The sequence below is a fragment of the Hyphomonas sp. genome (assembly GCF_041398385.1).
Classification (GTDB): Bacteria; Pseudomonadota; Alphaproteobacteria; order Caulobacterales; family Hyphomonadaceae; genus Hyphomonas.
In genome coordinates this window covers 147,979-160,748 of record NZ_JAWKUW010000002.1, presented here as the reverse complement: position 1 = coordinate 160,748, position 12,770 = coordinate 147,979, and the positions used below count along the sequence as shown (strand labels likewise).

At 63.6% G+C, this 12,770-nt stretch carries 17 protein-coding genes; 9 read left to right on the top strand and 8 right to left on the bottom strand.

The features are described from left to right. Positions 1–49 precede the first annotated feature (49 nt). Positions 50–673, bottom strand: coding sequence for a hypothetical protein (locus R3C13_RS05525; protein WP_371309816.1), 624 nt, complete (start codon positions 671–673; stop codon positions 50–52). 42 nt (positions 674–715) lie between these two features. Here R3C13_RS05525 and rarD point away from each other — a divergent pair, with 42 nt between their 5' ends. Then, entirely contained in the window at positions 716–1,648 is a 933-nt protein-coding gene (gene rarD / locus R3C13_RS05520) for an EamA family transporter RarD (protein ID WP_371309815.1), read from the top strand. Between the two features lie 137 nt (positions 1,649–1,785). Here the strand turns inward: rarD and R3C13_RS05515 are convergent, their stop codons facing one another. Genes R3C13_RS05515 through R3C13_RS05505 form a run of 3 tightly spaced genes read right to left on the bottom strand, consistent with a single transcriptional unit; the run spans position 1,786 to position 4,046 of the window. Next, entirely contained in the window at positions 1,786–2,403 is a 618-nt protein-coding gene (locus tag R3C13_RS05515; RefSeq protein WP_371309814.1) for a LysE family translocator, read from the bottom strand. 4 nt (positions 2,404–2,407) lie between these two features. Further along, positions 2,408–3,517 (bottom strand): serine hydrolase domain-containing protein, encoded by a 1,110-nt coding sequence (locus tag R3C13_RS05510; RefSeq protein WP_371309813.1) that lies wholly within the window; start codon positions 3,515–3,517, stop codon positions 2,408–2,410. Between the two features lie 16 nt (positions 3,518–3,533). Beyond that, positions 3,534–4,046, bottom strand: a complete 513-nt coding sequence (locus R3C13_RS05505) for a hypothetical protein (RefSeq protein WP_371309812.1) — start codon at positions 4,044–4,046, stop codon at positions 3,534–3,536. A gap of 99 nt (positions 4,047–4,145) precedes the next feature. Between R3C13_RS05505 and R3C13_RS05500 the strand changes: the two genes are divergently transcribed. The 6 genes from R3C13_RS05500 (at position 4,146) to dapF (ending at position 8,159) form a co-directional block, all read left to right on the top strand. Then, complete coding sequence (locus R3C13_RS05500) at positions 4,146–5,033, top strand: CoA ester lyase (RefSeq protein ID WP_371309811.1); 888 nt, start codon at positions 4,146–4,148, stop codon at positions 5,031–5,033. 10 nt (positions 5,034–5,043) lie between these two features. Beyond that, positions 5,044–5,391, top strand: a complete 348-nt coding sequence (locus R3C13_RS05495) for an arsenate reductase family protein (RefSeq protein ID WP_371309810.1) — start codon at positions 5,044–5,046, stop codon at positions 5,389–5,391. Between the two features lie 83 nt (positions 5,392–5,474). Beyond that, on the top strand, positions 5,475–5,738 hold the full coding sequence (locus tag R3C13_RS05490) for a hypothetical protein (protein WP_371309809.1): 264 nt from the start codon (positions 5,475–5,477) through the stop codon (positions 5,736–5,738). A gap of 44 nt (positions 5,739–5,782) precedes the next feature. Further along, entirely contained in the window at positions 5,783–6,841 is a 1,059-nt protein-coding gene (locus R3C13_RS05485) for a MaoC family dehydratase (RefSeq protein WP_371309808.1), read from the top strand. A gap of 39 nt (positions 6,842–6,880) precedes the next feature. Beyond that, the gene (locus R3C13_RS05480) at positions 6,881–7,297 is read left to right on the top strand and encodes a hypothetical protein (RefSeq protein ID WP_371309807.1); all 417 of its coding nucleotides are present in this window, start codon (positions 6,881–6,883) and stop codon (positions 7,295–7,297) included. 52 nt (positions 7,298–7,349) lie between these two features. Then, entirely contained in the window at positions 7,350–8,159 is an 810-nt protein-coding gene (gene dapF / locus R3C13_RS05475; RefSeq protein WP_371309806.1) for a diaminopimelate epimerase, read from the top strand. 228 nt (positions 8,160–8,387) lie between these two features. On the opposite strand, the gene R3C13_RS05470 is transcribed toward dapF, so the two are convergent. Continuing rightward, on the bottom strand, positions 8,388–8,672 hold the full coding sequence (locus tag R3C13_RS05470) for a WYL domain-containing protein (protein ID WP_371309805.1): 285 nt from the start codon (positions 8,670–8,672) through the stop codon (positions 8,388–8,390). A 315-nt stretch (positions 8,673–8,987) separates the two neighbouring features. Beyond that, on the bottom strand, positions 8,988–9,335 hold the full coding sequence (locus tag R3C13_RS05465) for a hypothetical protein (RefSeq protein WP_371309804.1): 348 nt from the start codon (positions 9,333–9,335) through the stop codon (positions 8,988–8,990). Positions 9,336–9,473: 138 nt separating this feature from the next. Here R3C13_RS05465 and mtaB point away from each other — a divergent pair, with 138 nt between their 5' ends. Together mtaB and ftsY are read left to right on the top strand one after the other, a co-directional pair. Beyond that, on the top strand, positions 9,474–10,751 hold the full coding sequence (mtaB, locus tag R3C13_RS05460; protein ID WP_371309803.1) for a tRNA (N(6)-L-threonylcarbamoyladenosine(37)-C(2))-methylthiotransferase MtaB: 1,278 nt from the start codon (positions 9,474–9,476) through the stop codon (positions 10,749–10,751). Further along, positions 10,748–12,001, top strand: coding sequence for a signal recognition particle-docking protein FtsY (ftsY, locus tag R3C13_RS05455; RefSeq protein WP_371309802.1), 1,254 nt, complete (start codon positions 10,748–10,750; stop codon positions 11,999–12,001). Before mtaB ends, ftsY begins: the two co-directional genes overlap by 4 nt. 60 nt (positions 12,002–12,061) lie before the next feature. Here ftsY and R3C13_RS05450 read toward each other — a convergent pair whose 3' ends face one another. Together R3C13_RS05450 and R3C13_RS05445 are read right to left on the bottom strand one after the other, a co-directional pair. After that, positions 12,062–12,277 carry a helix-turn-helix transcriptional regulator gene (locus tag R3C13_RS05450; RefSeq protein ID WP_371309801.1) on the bottom strand — a complete coding sequence of 72 codons (216 nt, stop codon included), beginning with the start codon at positions 12,275–12,277 and terminating at the stop codon, positions 12,062–12,064. Positions 12,278–12,285: 8 nt separating this feature from the next. Then, positions 12,286–12,690, bottom strand: coding sequence for a hypothetical protein (locus R3C13_RS05445; protein WP_371309800.1), 405 nt, complete (start codon positions 12,688–12,690; stop codon positions 12,286–12,288). Positions 12,691–12,770 lie beyond the last annotated feature (80 nt).

Here is a 12,770-nt window from a genome sequence, read left to right as displayed (position 1 = left end):
GGCAGTCACCTTTCGAGCCGGCCGCGAGGGCGATGGGGGGAATCCTAGTTCATGATCGTCCCGAAGCAACCTGCGGCGCGCTGGTGTCTTCGGTTCGCAACTCGACCGCGAGAGTCGACAGGCGCGCCAGAATTTGAAGATCTTTCCTTAGCGGGCGCCACTCGTAAAGCAGAATGGAAACGGGACGCCAGTTTGCGACCCAGCCGATGATGATCAGGCCTTCGCTGATTGCTGCAGCAATCGGATTCGAAGCCATCGTCCTTACAAGTTGAGCGGCGGCCATGCAGGCAACGAGGAAAACACTGCCGATCAGGGCCGACCGGCGCCCTTCCGCGAGCAGCTTGTTCAGTTTCCGCTGCGTGCGGGCTTCAGACATGCGGAAATAGGTCTGCACGGCGCTTTCCAGCGTCCCGGTCTCAGCGGTAAGGCCGGGGTCTCCCGGCAAATGGATGACCAGGTGGAGTGGGGCTTGCCTCGGCGCTTCCTCTGCCCAGGCGATGATGAACTCTTCCACGCGCGTGTCCAGGTCGCGCTCGACCAATGGCGAGGGGTCGAGCGAGTTGAACAGGTCACGCGCGGATTTCAGTCGAACTTCCATCCGGAATGGTGCGGACGGTTCGGCAGCCTTGCCCATATGACACAACCCTTTCATGTCGCCCAGCCAATCGGTCACGGCCCGATGAAGGTTGCAACAAGAATTGGGTGGCGAAGGGACGTGGCACGAGCTACAGGCGCGCGCATGCAGTCGACCCAGCGCTTCGGATTCCTCGTGGGCCTTGCCGCCTATCTCATCTGGGGCAGCCTGCCGCTGTACATCCGGGCGATGCGGCACATCCTGCCGCAGGAATTGCTGGCGCACCGGGTCATCTGGTCCGTCCCCGCGGCGCTGATCCTGATTGCGGTGGCGCGCAACTGGAACGATGTGCGCCTCGCCTTCCGCTGGAAGACGCTGAGATGGCTGCTCATCTCTTCCGTCCTGATCGGGTCGAACTGGGCGATGTATATCTGGGCCGTGAATGCCGACCGGACGCTGGAAGCCTCGCTCGGCTATTACATCAATCCGCTGGTCAACGTGCTGTTCGGCATGGTGCTGTTTGCCGAGCGCCTGCGGCCGGCGCAATGGGTTGCCGTGGGCATTGCCGTGGTGGGCGTTGCGGTCATGGCCAGCGCGCTCGGCCAGGTGCCCTGGGTCGCGCTCTTCCTGTGCTTCACGTTCGGCATTTATGCGGTGATCCGCAAGAAGGTGGTGATCGACAGCCGGGCCGGCTTCTTTGCAGAAGTCGTTGTGCTGGTGCCGTTCGCCCTGGGGTGGCTTGCCTGGTTTGCCGGCCAGCCGGATGGACGCCTGATGGGCGAAGGCGGCATGGATGTGCCGCTGCTGATGGCCGCGGGCCCGATCACGGCGGTGCCGCTGATTCTGTTTGCGCTGGCGGCCAAACGCCTGCGGCTCTCCACCATCGGCATGATGCAGTATATCGGGCCGACGCTTCAGTTCCTGATCGCGGTGCTGGTGTTCCATGAGACCTTCGGGCCAACCCATGCAATTGCGTTCGGCTGCATCTGGGCTGCGCTGGTTGTCTTTACGGTGGACAGCCTCGTGGGAGAGGCCCGCGCACGCCGGCTTGCCCGGTCTGCAGGGCCGGCCTGAAGCCGGAAAAAAAGACCCCGCAGCGGGGACCGTGCGGGGCATTGTAAAGTTTGCATAGATGGAGATGGTTTCCCGATCTCACAGGTAAATTTGCAAGCCTCGCGCCACTACGGGATTCTACGGGGTGCGTCATTCGGTCAGGCCCGTGAAGTTGAGTAGGCGATCCAGGCTGAAATCGTCAAAAGTGCAATGGCAAAAGCGATTCGAACGGCAAGGGAGGTGCGCCAGCGCTCCAGCGCCGCGCCGAGTCCGTCGCCAAGCATAACGATGGTTGTGTGTACTAGAACGGACATAAGAAGGTGAATCCCGCCCAATGCAAAAATTTGCAACCAGATCAGTCCACCCGAAGGGTGGGCAAACTGTCCCACAACGACAAGGTAAAAGGCGAGCGCCTTGGGATTGAGCAGGTTGGCGACCAGCCCGCGGCGGAAGCCGGACGGCCCGTGGCCAATTCCCGGCGCCGCCGATCCGTCGTCCCTGAACGCCTCCCAGGCGAGGTAGACCATGAACGCGACGCCTGCCCAGCGCAGCAATTCGTAGAGCAGGACCGAGCCCGCCAGCAGGCCTGACAGGCCCGTGGCCGCTGCGGCGAGCTGAAGGGCAAGGCCCAGCGTGATCCCGGCCACCGCCCTCATCCCGGCCGCGCGGCCGCGCCGTGCCGACAGGGTGGCCAGCCAGCCCATGTTCGGGCCGGGCGTCAGCTCCACCACGAGCATGGCGAACAGGAAGGCAGGCCAGTCGACGTGGGACAGCATGGGGTCAGAGCGCGGCGTAGACCGCTTCGACGAGGCGCACCGCGCGCGGATCGCCCACCAGCACATTCGACTGGCGGTTCATGACATAGGCGCAGGTCAGGCCCTTGTCGGCGTCGGCCGTCGCCATGGACCCGCCCCAGCCGCAATGGCCGAGCGCAGCCGGATTCGGCCCGAAGTATCCATGCGTATTCAGCATGATGCCAGCCCCGAAGCTCGTCTCCAGCGGCAGCACGAGATCCGGCCCATGCGTGCGCGGGCGGATGAGGTCGTCGAACGGGCCGGGCTTTACCAGCTGGCCGCCATGCGTGGCGTAGGCTTCATAGATCGAGGCAACGGCTTCGGCGGTGCCATGGCCGTTCGCGGACGGAATTTCGATTTCGCGCCAGATCGCACCCGCCCGGTTCGGCGAGGACCATTTGTGGATGAAGGCGGCGCGCCGGTAGTCATTCAGCTCGCCAAGGTCCGCGAGGGCGCGGGGGCGCAGCATGTCGGCGACGCGCTCATGTTCGGATGCCGGAAGGCCGATGCGGAAATCCACATCCGGCAGTTTCCGGCGCAGCGTGGTCCCCAGCGTTTCGCCGCTGATCCGACGGGCAATCTCGCCGGCGATATAGCCCCAGGTCAGCGGGTGGTAGCCATGCGCGGTGCCCGGCGGCCACATCGGCGCGAGCTCCGCGATGGCGGCGGCGCAGGCGGGCGGGTCCAGCCAGAGGTCCGGATCCACGGGCTCGGCAAAGCCGGGCAGGCCGGCCTGATGGCTCAGCACCTCTCCGATCGTGACAGCACCTTTGCCATTGGCGGCGAATTCGGGCCAGACATCGGCGACGGGTGTCTCATAACCGGCCGGCAGCTGGTCGATGAGCGACGCGACGATCAGGGCTGCGATGCCCTTTGTGGTCGAATAGACCGGCACCAGCGTGCTGGCTTCCCACGGGCGGGACTTTGCGCGGTCGGCCCAGCCGCCGATCAGCGAGGCAACCAGTTTACCGCGATGGATGACCGCGAAACCGGCGCCCAGTTCCTCCATTTCGCGGAAATTCGCTTCAAACGCCTCGCGCACGCCTTCAAGGCCGGGCGCAACGAAACCGGAAATCGGGGGGGCAAGCTCGCTCATTCCTGCCCCTTACGGCCTATGGGGCCCCATTGTCGAGCAGGTCCGCCATGGCCGCCCCGGTCCCGCCATCGGCGATCAGCTGCCCGAAATCCTCAAGGTCGATCCGCCAGAGGATGACATCGTCAGGCCCGAAGCGCGCGGTGCCTTCAAGATTGGCGGAATATCTGAGGCAGGCCGACGGGCCGAGCCAGTCTTCCCGGGCCGTCGCCACGGTCAGTTTCGCGCCGCTGTTCCAGTCATTGACGAATTCGAGCGCTTCGATGCGCGACTCGCCGGGCAGGGGCAGGCATGCGGACAGGCTGATACGGACGCAAGAGAGCGTGTCGCCGGTGCAGCCTGAAAGCTGCGCCTCGAAGGCACGTTCGTCGATCTCCCCGGAGATCGCCGGATTCCCCTCATTATAGGCGAGTTGCATGGCCTCAGCGCCGGAATCGGCCAGTGCCTGTTTCGCGTCGCTCATGGTCACGGGCTCCGCCAGCGCCGGCAGGGTGAGGCACGACATCGCAGCGAGGCACAGGGCGGGGCGCATGCCGCCAGTATGAACATCCGGGCCCGCGAGGCAATTGCCGCAGTTGCGTCTCATCCGGCGCAGCGCGATAACCGCGCGGGACAAGAAGGAACACAACACATGGCTTCATCGACGCATCGCCCGCGCCGCTCCTGCCTCTACATGCCCGGCGCCAATGAGCGTGCGCTGGAAAAGGCCCGCACCCTGCCGGCCGACACGCTGCTGCTGGACCTGGAAGACGCCGTCGCGCCGGATGCCAAGCTGATGGCGCGCGAGGCGATCGTCTCGGCGGTGAAGCAGGGCGGCTACGGCCACCGGGAAATCGTGATCCGCATGAACGGGCTTTCCACGGAATGGGGCGGGGATGACCTCAAGGCGGCGGTCGGGTCCGGCGCGAAAGCGGTGCTGGCGCCGAAAGTGGAATCGGCCCGCGATATCCTGACGCTGGATGCGGCCCTCACCGAAGCGGGCGCGCCAAACGATTTCGGCCTCTGGGTGATGATCGAGATGCCGAAGGCGATCCTCAATATCCATGAGATTGCCGCCGCCTCTGAAGACACGCGCCTCACCACGTTCGTCATGGGCACGAATGACCTCGCCAAGGAATATCGCGCACGGATGACGCCGGACCGGCTGGCCTTCCAGACGGCGCTGCAGCTTTCGGTCGCCGCCGCGCGTGCCTATGGCCTGACCGCCATCGACGGCGTCTTCAACGACATCAAGGACGAGCATGGCCTGATCGCCGAATGCGAACAGGGCCGCGACCTCGGTTTCGACGGCAAGACGCTGATCCACCCCTCGCAGCTCGACACCGCCAACCGCGTCTTCGCGCCCAGCCATCACGATGTCGAACAGGCGAAAGCCGTGATCGAGGCCTTCGCCCTGCCTGAAAACGCCGGCAAGGGCGTGCTGAAGGTCAACGGCAAGATGACCGAACTGCTGCACCTCGAAGAAGCCCGCCGCACCGTCGCCATGGATGCCGCGATCCGCGAATTCGAAACCGTCTGAGGAAGGTTCCATGTCCTACAAACTGCTGCACAATCCGAGCTGCTCAACTTCCCGCAAAGGCCTCGAACTTCTGAAGGCGAGCGGCATCAATCCGGAAGTGCGCAAATACATGAACGAGACCGAGCGCCTGACCGTCGAGGAGCTGAAGGACATTGCCGCCAAGCTCGGCGGAGTCAGCCCGCGCGACTTTATGCGGTCGAAGGATGCGCCCGGAGCCGGGATCGACGAAGCCTCCAGCGACGAGGAAATCTTCGCCGCCATGGCGGAGAACCCGAAGCTGATCCAGCGGCCCATCGGCATTAAGGGGAAGAAGGCGGCGCTTGGCCGCCCGCCCGAAAAGCTGCTCGACATCACCTGATCCGCAGCGAATTCGCAGCGATTCGATCAAATTTCACCGTTTTTCGTCGCCCGATATAAGCCAATCGGCGCGATAAGGGCGTCATGATGACGACCGCCCTCCTTCTTCTGGCCGCGCTGTGCCTCGTGTTCTCGGCCTTCTGCATGTTCGGCCTGCCCTATATCGTGATGGGCCCGCGCGTGTTTGACCAGTTGCGCGCGCGCGCCTCGCACAAGGTGTGGGCCGGCAGCCTCCTGGCTGCGGCGATTTCGCTCGTTTGGGTGCTTCAGGCCTCGCCGAGCTTGATTTCCCCGGTCTCGGGCGTGCAGGTAATCGCCGACGACATGACGGGCGGCTGGCAGATCTGATCTGAGATCCTGCGCTGAATGGCTGCCCCCGAACGAGGCAGCCCATGACCCACACGCGCAAATCCAATCCCGGAAATTATTTCGAAGATTTCCACGTCGGCATGGAGCTTGTCCATGCGACGCCGCAGACCGTGACCGAGGGCGATGTCGCCCTCTACCGCGCGCTGACCGGGAACCGCTACGCGCAATATTCCTCCGCCGAATTCGCCCGCAAGGCCGGCTATCCGGGCCTCGCCATCGATCCCGTGCATGCCTTCCATGTCGTGTTCGGAAAGTCTGTGCCGGACATCTCGCTCAACGCCGTGGCCAACCTCGGCTATGCCGACGGCCGCATCCGGCGGCCCGTCATGCCCGGCGACACGCTGAACACCGTCTCTGAAGTCATCGGCACCAAGGAAAACTCCAACAAGCGCACTGGCGTCGTCTGGGTCCGCACGCGCGGCTACAATCAGCGCGGTGAGGAGGTCATGTCCTTCGTCCGCTGGGTGATGGTGAACAAGTGGGAAGAGGACAATGAAGTGCCCGCGCCCCACGTGCCTGCCCTGCCGGATGCCGTTCCCGGCGCCGAGCTTGAAGGCGTCCCCGGCATGGAAGACTGGAACTTCGCCCTCGCCGGATCGCCCTTCGGCTACGAGGACTATGAGATCGGCGAGAAGATCAACCATGTCGACGGCATGACCGTGGAAGAGGCCGAACACCAGATCGCGACGCGCCTCTACCAGAACACCGCGAAAGTCCACTTCGACGCCCACGGCCAGAAATCGAGCCGCTTCGGCAAGCGCCTGATCTATGGCGGCGTCGTCATCTCCATTGCCCGCTCGCTCGCATTCAACGGCCTTGCCAATGCCGGTCAGGTGCTGGCCATCAATGCCGGCACGCATGCCAGCCCCCTCTTCGCCGGCGACACGATCTATGCCTGGAGCGAAGTGCTGGACAAGGCGGACCTCTCGGACAGGGCCGGGGCCCTGCGCCTCCGCCTCGTCGCGGTGAAAGACCAGGATCCCGGCGCCTTCGCCTACAAGACCGCGGAAGGCAAATATGCCGACGGCGTCCTCCTCGACTTCGACTACTGGGCCGCCATTCCGAAGCGGGCCGGACGCTGAGGCTTTCGCCGGCCACGTCCCGGGCCTATATCAGCCTGCATGAGCGGATATGGCCCCTTTGACGGATTCACGCTGACGGCCATCGCGCTCGCGGTGGTCCTGTCGGCAATTGTCAGCCTGATCGGCACGTCGGCGCGCAAGCGCAACATTGCGCTGGGCGAGGCGCAGGTCGGCGACCTCGCCGAAATGACCGGCATCCGCGACCCGAAACGCCTCCTGGAAGTGTTCGGTCCGCCGGACATGGGCCGCGTCTGGCGCACCGTCACGCTGCTGGACGTGCGCCGCGCCCGCACGCCGGAAGGCTGGTTGATGTCCAGCGACCTCGTCGACTATGCCTGTATGGCGGTTGCCGCGCTCGCGTTTTTCGTGTCCCACAAGCTGATACCGGGCCTGCTGCTGGCGGCGCTGGCGGTTCAGGTTGGCGGCTGGGTCGTCGCCAGCCGCCTGCCGAAATAGGCCCCGCGCGGTTTCGCTTTCACCGTGCCGGAAAGCCGACTATGGAAACGTCATGAAACTCTGGAAGATGAATGGGGCCGGCAACTCGTTTGCCATTTTTGACGCCCGCTCGGCCCCGTTCACGCCGAGCGCCGACCAGGTGCGCGAAATTGCCGAGCGTCTGAACGCCGACCAGGTGATCGCGCTGGAACGCGACGGCGCGCGCGACGGCTTTATGCGCATCTGGAACCGCGATGGCGGCGAGGTCTCCGCCTGCGGCAACGCCTCGCGCTGTGTCGGCCATCTCCTGCTGGAAGAGACCGGCAAGGAAAAGGTGACGATCCAGACCGAGGCCGACATGCTGCATGCCTACCGGGCGGGCGGCGGCCTCATCACAGTGGACATGGGATCCCCCCTGATGGGCTGGGAGGATATTCCGCTCAAGGAAAAGATGGATGTGCGCGGCGTCGACGTGAAGATCGGCCCGATCGACAATCCCATCCTGTCGCGGCCTGCGGTTGTCTCCATGGGCAATCCGCATGCGGTGTTTTTCGTCTCCGATGTCGATGCCTATGACATTCCGGCCCTCGGGCCGCTGGTCGAATGGCACCCGCTCTTCCCGGAAGGTGTCAATGTCGGCTTCGCGCAGGTGATCGACCGGCACAAAATCCGCCTGCGTGTCTGGGAACGCGGTGCGGGGCTCACCAAGGCCTGCGGCACCGGCGCCTGCGCGGCCCTTGTCTGCGCGGCGCGTGCCAAGCTGACAGATCGCAAGGCCCTGCTGATCCTCGATGGCGGCGAACTGGTGATCGACTGGCGCGAGAGCGACGACCATGTCTACATGACCGGCCCGATCGAGCTGGAATTCGAGACGGAAATCTAGCGGGCCAAGTCAGTCGACGCCGCAGGCATCCGTATGAGGAGATTCTTTTGAGTAGGGACAAGCAAGCCGAAAAGTTCCAGAAAGCCATCCGTGAAGTTGGCGCCGACATGGATGAGATATCTTTAGAGACCGCACTTGGGAAAATAGCGCAGTCCGAAGCGGAACACGCTTCGGACTGCGCCGTTCACAATGCGCCCGCCATAAAGCCGGGGCCGTGCGATTGCGGGGCTAAAGTTCCGCGATGATGCCGCCCTTCATGGCCTTGTCGCCCTTGCGGTAGCCGGGACGGGGACCGTCAAAGGTTTCGCCATTGTCATTGGCTGCGCTCATGCGGTCGATACGGAACAGCTTCCAGTGTTCGTGCTCACCGGAGGCGCTGGCACCGCTGACCTGATAGGCCCTCAGAAGCAAGTCGCCATTTTGGCTATAGCCAAGGGCATGAGGTTCGATGACCCGTGAACCGGGTTCGTAGTGGATGGTCATCTGTTTGCGATTCAAGATCGCGCTTTTCACAGAGTTAGTCACAGTCTTTGCCTTTCGTTTCGGCGTAGAAACGTTTGCATGGCTTGACTGTTTGGGCGTTACGCGAGAATCTCTTCTCCTACCAAGTCCAATTTCCGCACCATGCAAACCGGTTTTGCGGAGATCGGATGAATAGGGGTCGTCAGCTGGTCCAAGAGCTGACGGCCTTTTTCATTCCGACCGTCGATTCTCAAGAATCCCTAGATTATCCCGAAATGCAAGCTACCGGCACAACATCTAGTAAGATTGTGTGCAGTTACGCTGTGGAAATCTACATATTGATATTTGTTTATGTGTAGGCCCGCATTAGAGCCGCGTCAGCAGCCAAGACACGACTGCCCCAGAGCCCGCCGCATACAGCACCGGCACAGCGAGCGAATCCAGCGACAGCGCCACCGGGCCCTTCTGCCGCAGACGGTAAAGGCCGACGGCCCCGCCGAGCACGGTTGCCAGCGCCATCGGCATGACGATCAGCATCAGGAGATAACCGCCGCTGATTCCGTCCGGCTGCCCCTTTGCGGCGCTCCAGAAGGCGAAGGTCACGAACAGGGCATAGAGCGTCCAGGCCCCGAGCCAGATCCGGTGGCGCAGGATGACCGCGCCGAATGCCGTCAGTGCGAAGGCGAGGACCGGAATGAGGATGAGCATGCCCATGTGAAGGCTCCTTTGCGTTCCTGCGCATACACACGCCGCCTGCTGGCGTGGCAAGGTCCGACGGACCGATTTCCGGCCGGGAGTGTGGCCTGACCTTGATTCCGGGCCCGTCCGGCGCGATGTGCGCTGCTGAGAGCCATGACTGAGCCCGCCGACCCCACCCGCCCGACGCTGATTACGCTCGGATGCCGTCTCAACGCCTACGAGAGTGAGGTGATGCGCGGTCATGCGGCCGATGCGGGGCTGGGCAATGCGGTGATCGTCAATACCTGCGCCGTCACCGGCGAGGCCGTGCGCTCTGCCCGGCAGGCCATCCGCCGCGCGGCGAAGGACCATCCGGGCGCGCCGATCTTGGTCACAGGATGCGCAGCGCAGATCGACCCCGGCATGTTCGCCGCCATGCCGGAAGTCACCCGCGTGATCGGCAACCATGAGAAGATGAAGGCCGAGACCTGGAAACCGCTCGACCTGCTGGGCGGCACGGAGAAAGTGCGCGTCAACGACATCATGTCGGTGAAGGAGACCGCCGCTCACCTGATCGACGGCATGGACGGCCGGGCGCGGGCCTATGTGCAGGTTCAGAACGGCTGCGACCATCGCTGCACCTTCTGCATTATCCCGTTCGGCCGGGGCAATTCGCGCTCGGTTCCGGCAGGCGATGTGGTGGAACAGGTGCGCCGCCTCGTCGAAACCGGCCACTACGAAGTCGTGCTGACGGGCGTGGACCTGACGAGTTGGGGTGCGGACCTTCCGGGCACGCCGCAGCTCGGCAACCTCGTCCAGCGCATCCTGAAACTGGTGCCGGAACTGAAACAGCTGCGTATCTCCTCCATCGACGCCATCGAGATCGACGAGGCGCTGTTCGAGGCGATGGGCGAGCCACGCCTTGCGCCCTTCATGCACCTTTCCCTCCAGCATGGGGACAATCTGATCCTCAAGCGGATGAAGCGCCGCCATTCGCGGGAAGACGCCATCGCCCTCGCCGACCGGCTGCGCAGTCTGCGTCCGGATATAGCACTTGGCGCGGATATCATCGCTGGGTTTCCAACCGAGACCGAGGTGCATTTCGAGAACTCGGTCCGCCTTGTGGACGAAGCGGGCCTCGCCTTCCTGCATGTCTTCCCCTACAGCCCGCGTCCGGGCACACCGGCGGCCCGGATGCCGCAACTTGACCGCGCACTCGTGAAAGACCGTGCGGCACGCCTGCGCGAAACGGCAAAAAACGCGCTGCAAAGTCATCTGAAGCAATATCCCGGTCAAATTTGCGAACCTCTTGTGGAGCGTGGAACGGCCGCGCGCCTGCCGGATTTCACCCCTGTAAAACTGTCGCGGGCGCCGGCCGAAGCTGGACGCCCCGTGCGCGCCCATATAACCGGGCATGACGGGGAACAGCTGATCGGAGACCTTGTGGAATGATCCTCTGGTTCGGGAAAAAGAAGCAGGCCGACGCATTGAAGGCCGCCGGCGCCGCCATGGCGTCTCCCGAACTCTCGGCTGAAGAGCTGGCCGCGAAAGAGGCCGAAGCCGCCCGGATCGCCGCCGAAAAGGAAGAAATCGAACGCAAGGTCGCCGAGGCGAATCGCGCCTGGGAAGAACGCCAGGCCCGCGAAGCTGCAGAAGCTGCTACAGAAGCCGAGCGTGCGAAGGCCGAAGCGGAGCTGAAACTTCTGGCCGACAGGCGCGAAGCCGAACGCCTGCGCGCCGAACACGAGGCTGCCGCCCGCGCCGCGCTCGAAGCCGAAGCGAACAATCCGGGCTTCATAACAAAGCTCGGCACGGGCCTCTCGCGCTCCTCGATGCGCCTCACCGAGGGACTTGCCGCCCTCGGCCGGCGCAAGCTGGACGACGAGACGCTGGAAGAACTCGAAGACCTGCTCATTACGTCCGACCTCGGCGCCAAGGTCGCCGCGCGGGTCACGAAACACCTCTCAAAAGAGCGTTTTGACCGCGAAATCAGCGAAGCAGAGATCCGCGAAGCCCTCGCCAGCGAGATCACGGACGTCCTGAAGCCGCGCGAAAAGATCGTGGATTTCTCCGATGGTCCCCGGCCGCGCATCGTTCTGTTCGTCGGCGTGAATGGCTCCGGCAAGACGACGACCATCGGCAAGATTGCCTCAAAACTCCAGGAACAGGGTGCAAAAGCGCTGTTGGTCGCGGGCGACACGTTCCGCGCGGCGGCGATCGAACAGCTGACCGTCTGGGGCGAGCGCGCCGGCATCCCGGTCATGTCAAAGCCGACCGGTGCCGATGCTGCCGGCCTGGTCTACGAAGCGATTGAAAAAGCCAGGGAGGATGATCTCGACCTCGTCCTGATCGACACGGCCGGGCGCCTGCAGAACAAGTCGGAACTGATGGCGGAGCTTGAGAAAGTCGTCCGCGTCATCCGCAAGCTCGACCCCGCCGCGCCGCATGACGTGATCCTGGTCCTCGACGCAACGGTCGGTCAGAATGCCCTTAGCCAGGTCGAAGCCTTCCGCGAAACGGCCGGCGTGACCGGCCTTGTCATGACCAAGCTCGACGGGACGGCGAAGGGCGGTGTGCTGGTGGCGATTGCGGAGGCGTATGACCTGCCGATCCACTTCATCGGCATCGGGGAAAAGGCGGAGGATTTGCGACCCTTCAGCGCCGAGGCCTTTTCCAAGGCCCTGGTCGGCCTCGGAGCCTGATCCTCAAACAGCGGAATCCGGGGAAATTTCCCCGGATTCGATCGGATTTCGCGCGAAATCCTATTCAGCGGCCTCTGCCGCGCCGACGCCATCATCGAAGATTTCCTCAATGCTGCGCCCGAACAGTCGGGCGATGGCGAAGGCGAGCGGCAGGGACGGGTCATACTTCCCGGTCTCGATGGCGTTGACCGACTGGCGGGAGACGTCGAGCCGGTCCGCGAGATCGGCCTGGCTCCAGCCCTTTTCCGTGCGCAGGATGCGGAGACTGTTCTTCATCAATGTGCTCAAACGACCCGGCCGAAGCAGTTGGTAAGGTGCGACAGGCCGTAGGCGAAGAAGAACAGCGTGCCGAACCAGAAGATGTCGACATAGCCGATCACGTCGAAAATTTGCAGGAAGCCGACCAGGAAGGTGATCCCCGCGGTGATGAGGCCGCCGTCCCGCATCGCATTCAGCTGCTTCATACGGGTGTATTCGTCCGTTTCCTCTGTCTGCCGCCGCATCGCGAACAGCACGCCGAAGAGCGGCAGCGTCACGCCAAGCGCGCAGGCCGCTTTCAGCCACGGTGCTGCAGTCTCCTTGTCGATCAGGAAGGAGGTCGCCAGGACCACCGCCACGTAAACGGCCATCATGGGCCAGAAGAGATACTTGTACCGGCGGTTTGCCGTTCGGAAGCCGAGTTGGGCCATGTCTTGTTTCCTTGTCAATATGTCTAGCGACCATGACAATATGACAAGTGTACTTTACAAAGTCAAGCGTGCTTTACAAA

Excerpts from the sequence above, each read along its gene's own strand:
- R3C13_RS05515 (WP_371309814.1), bottom strand. The coding sequence starts at position 2,403 with ATGCTGTCCCACGTCGACTGGCCTGCCTTCCTGTTCGCCATGCTCGTG.
- R3C13_RS05510 (WP_371309813.1), bottom strand. The coding sequence starts at position 3,517 with ATGAGCGAGCTTGCCCCCCCGATTTCCGGTTTCGTTGCGCCCGGCCTT.
- R3C13_RS05505 (WP_371309812.1), bottom strand. The coding sequence starts at position 4,046 with ATGCGCCCCGCCCTGTGCCTCGCTGCGATGTCGTGCCTCACCCTGCCG.
- R3C13_RS05500 (WP_371309811.1), top strand. The coding sequence starts at position 4,146 with ATGGCTTCATCGACGCATCGCCCGCGCCGCTCCTGCCTCTACATGCCC.
- R3C13_RS05495 (WP_371309810.1), top strand. The coding sequence starts at position 5,044 with ATGTCCTACAAACTGCTGCACAATCCGAGCTGCTCAACTTCCCGCAAA.
- R3C13_RS05490 (WP_371309809.1), top strand. The coding sequence starts at position 5,475 with ATGATGACGACCGCCCTCCTTCTTCTGGCCGCGCTGTGCCTCGTGTTC.
- R3C13_RS05485 (WP_371309808.1), top strand. The coding sequence starts at position 5,783 with ATGACCCACACGCGCAAATCCAATCCCGGAAATTATTTCGAAGATTTC.
- R3C13_RS05480 (WP_371309807.1), top strand. The coding sequence starts at position 6,881 with ATGAGCGGATATGGCCCCTTTGACGGATTCACGCTGACGGCCATCGCG.
- dapF (WP_371309806.1), top strand. The coding sequence starts at position 7,350 with ATGAAACTCTGGAAGATGAATGGGGCCGGCAACTCGTTTGCCATTTTT.
- R3C13_RS05465 (WP_371309804.1), bottom strand. The coding sequence starts at position 9,335 with ATGGGCATGCTCATCCTCATTCCGGTCCTCGCCTTCGCACTGACGGCA.
- mtaB (WP_371309803.1), top strand. The coding sequence starts at position 9,474 with ATGACTGAGCCCGCCGACCCCACCCGCCCGACGCTGATTACGCTCGGA.
- ftsY (WP_371309802.1), top strand. The coding sequence starts at position 10,748 with ATGATCCTCTGGTTCGGGAAAAAGAAGCAGGCCGACGCATTGAAGGCC.
- R3C13_RS05450 (WP_371309801.1), bottom strand. The coding sequence starts at position 12,277 with ATGAAGAACAGTCTCCGCATCCTGCGCACGGAAAAGGGCTGGAGCCAG.
- R3C13_RS05445 (WP_371309800.1), bottom strand. The coding sequence starts at position 12,690 with ATGGCCCAACTCGGCTTCCGAACGGCAAACCGCCGGTACAAGTATCTC.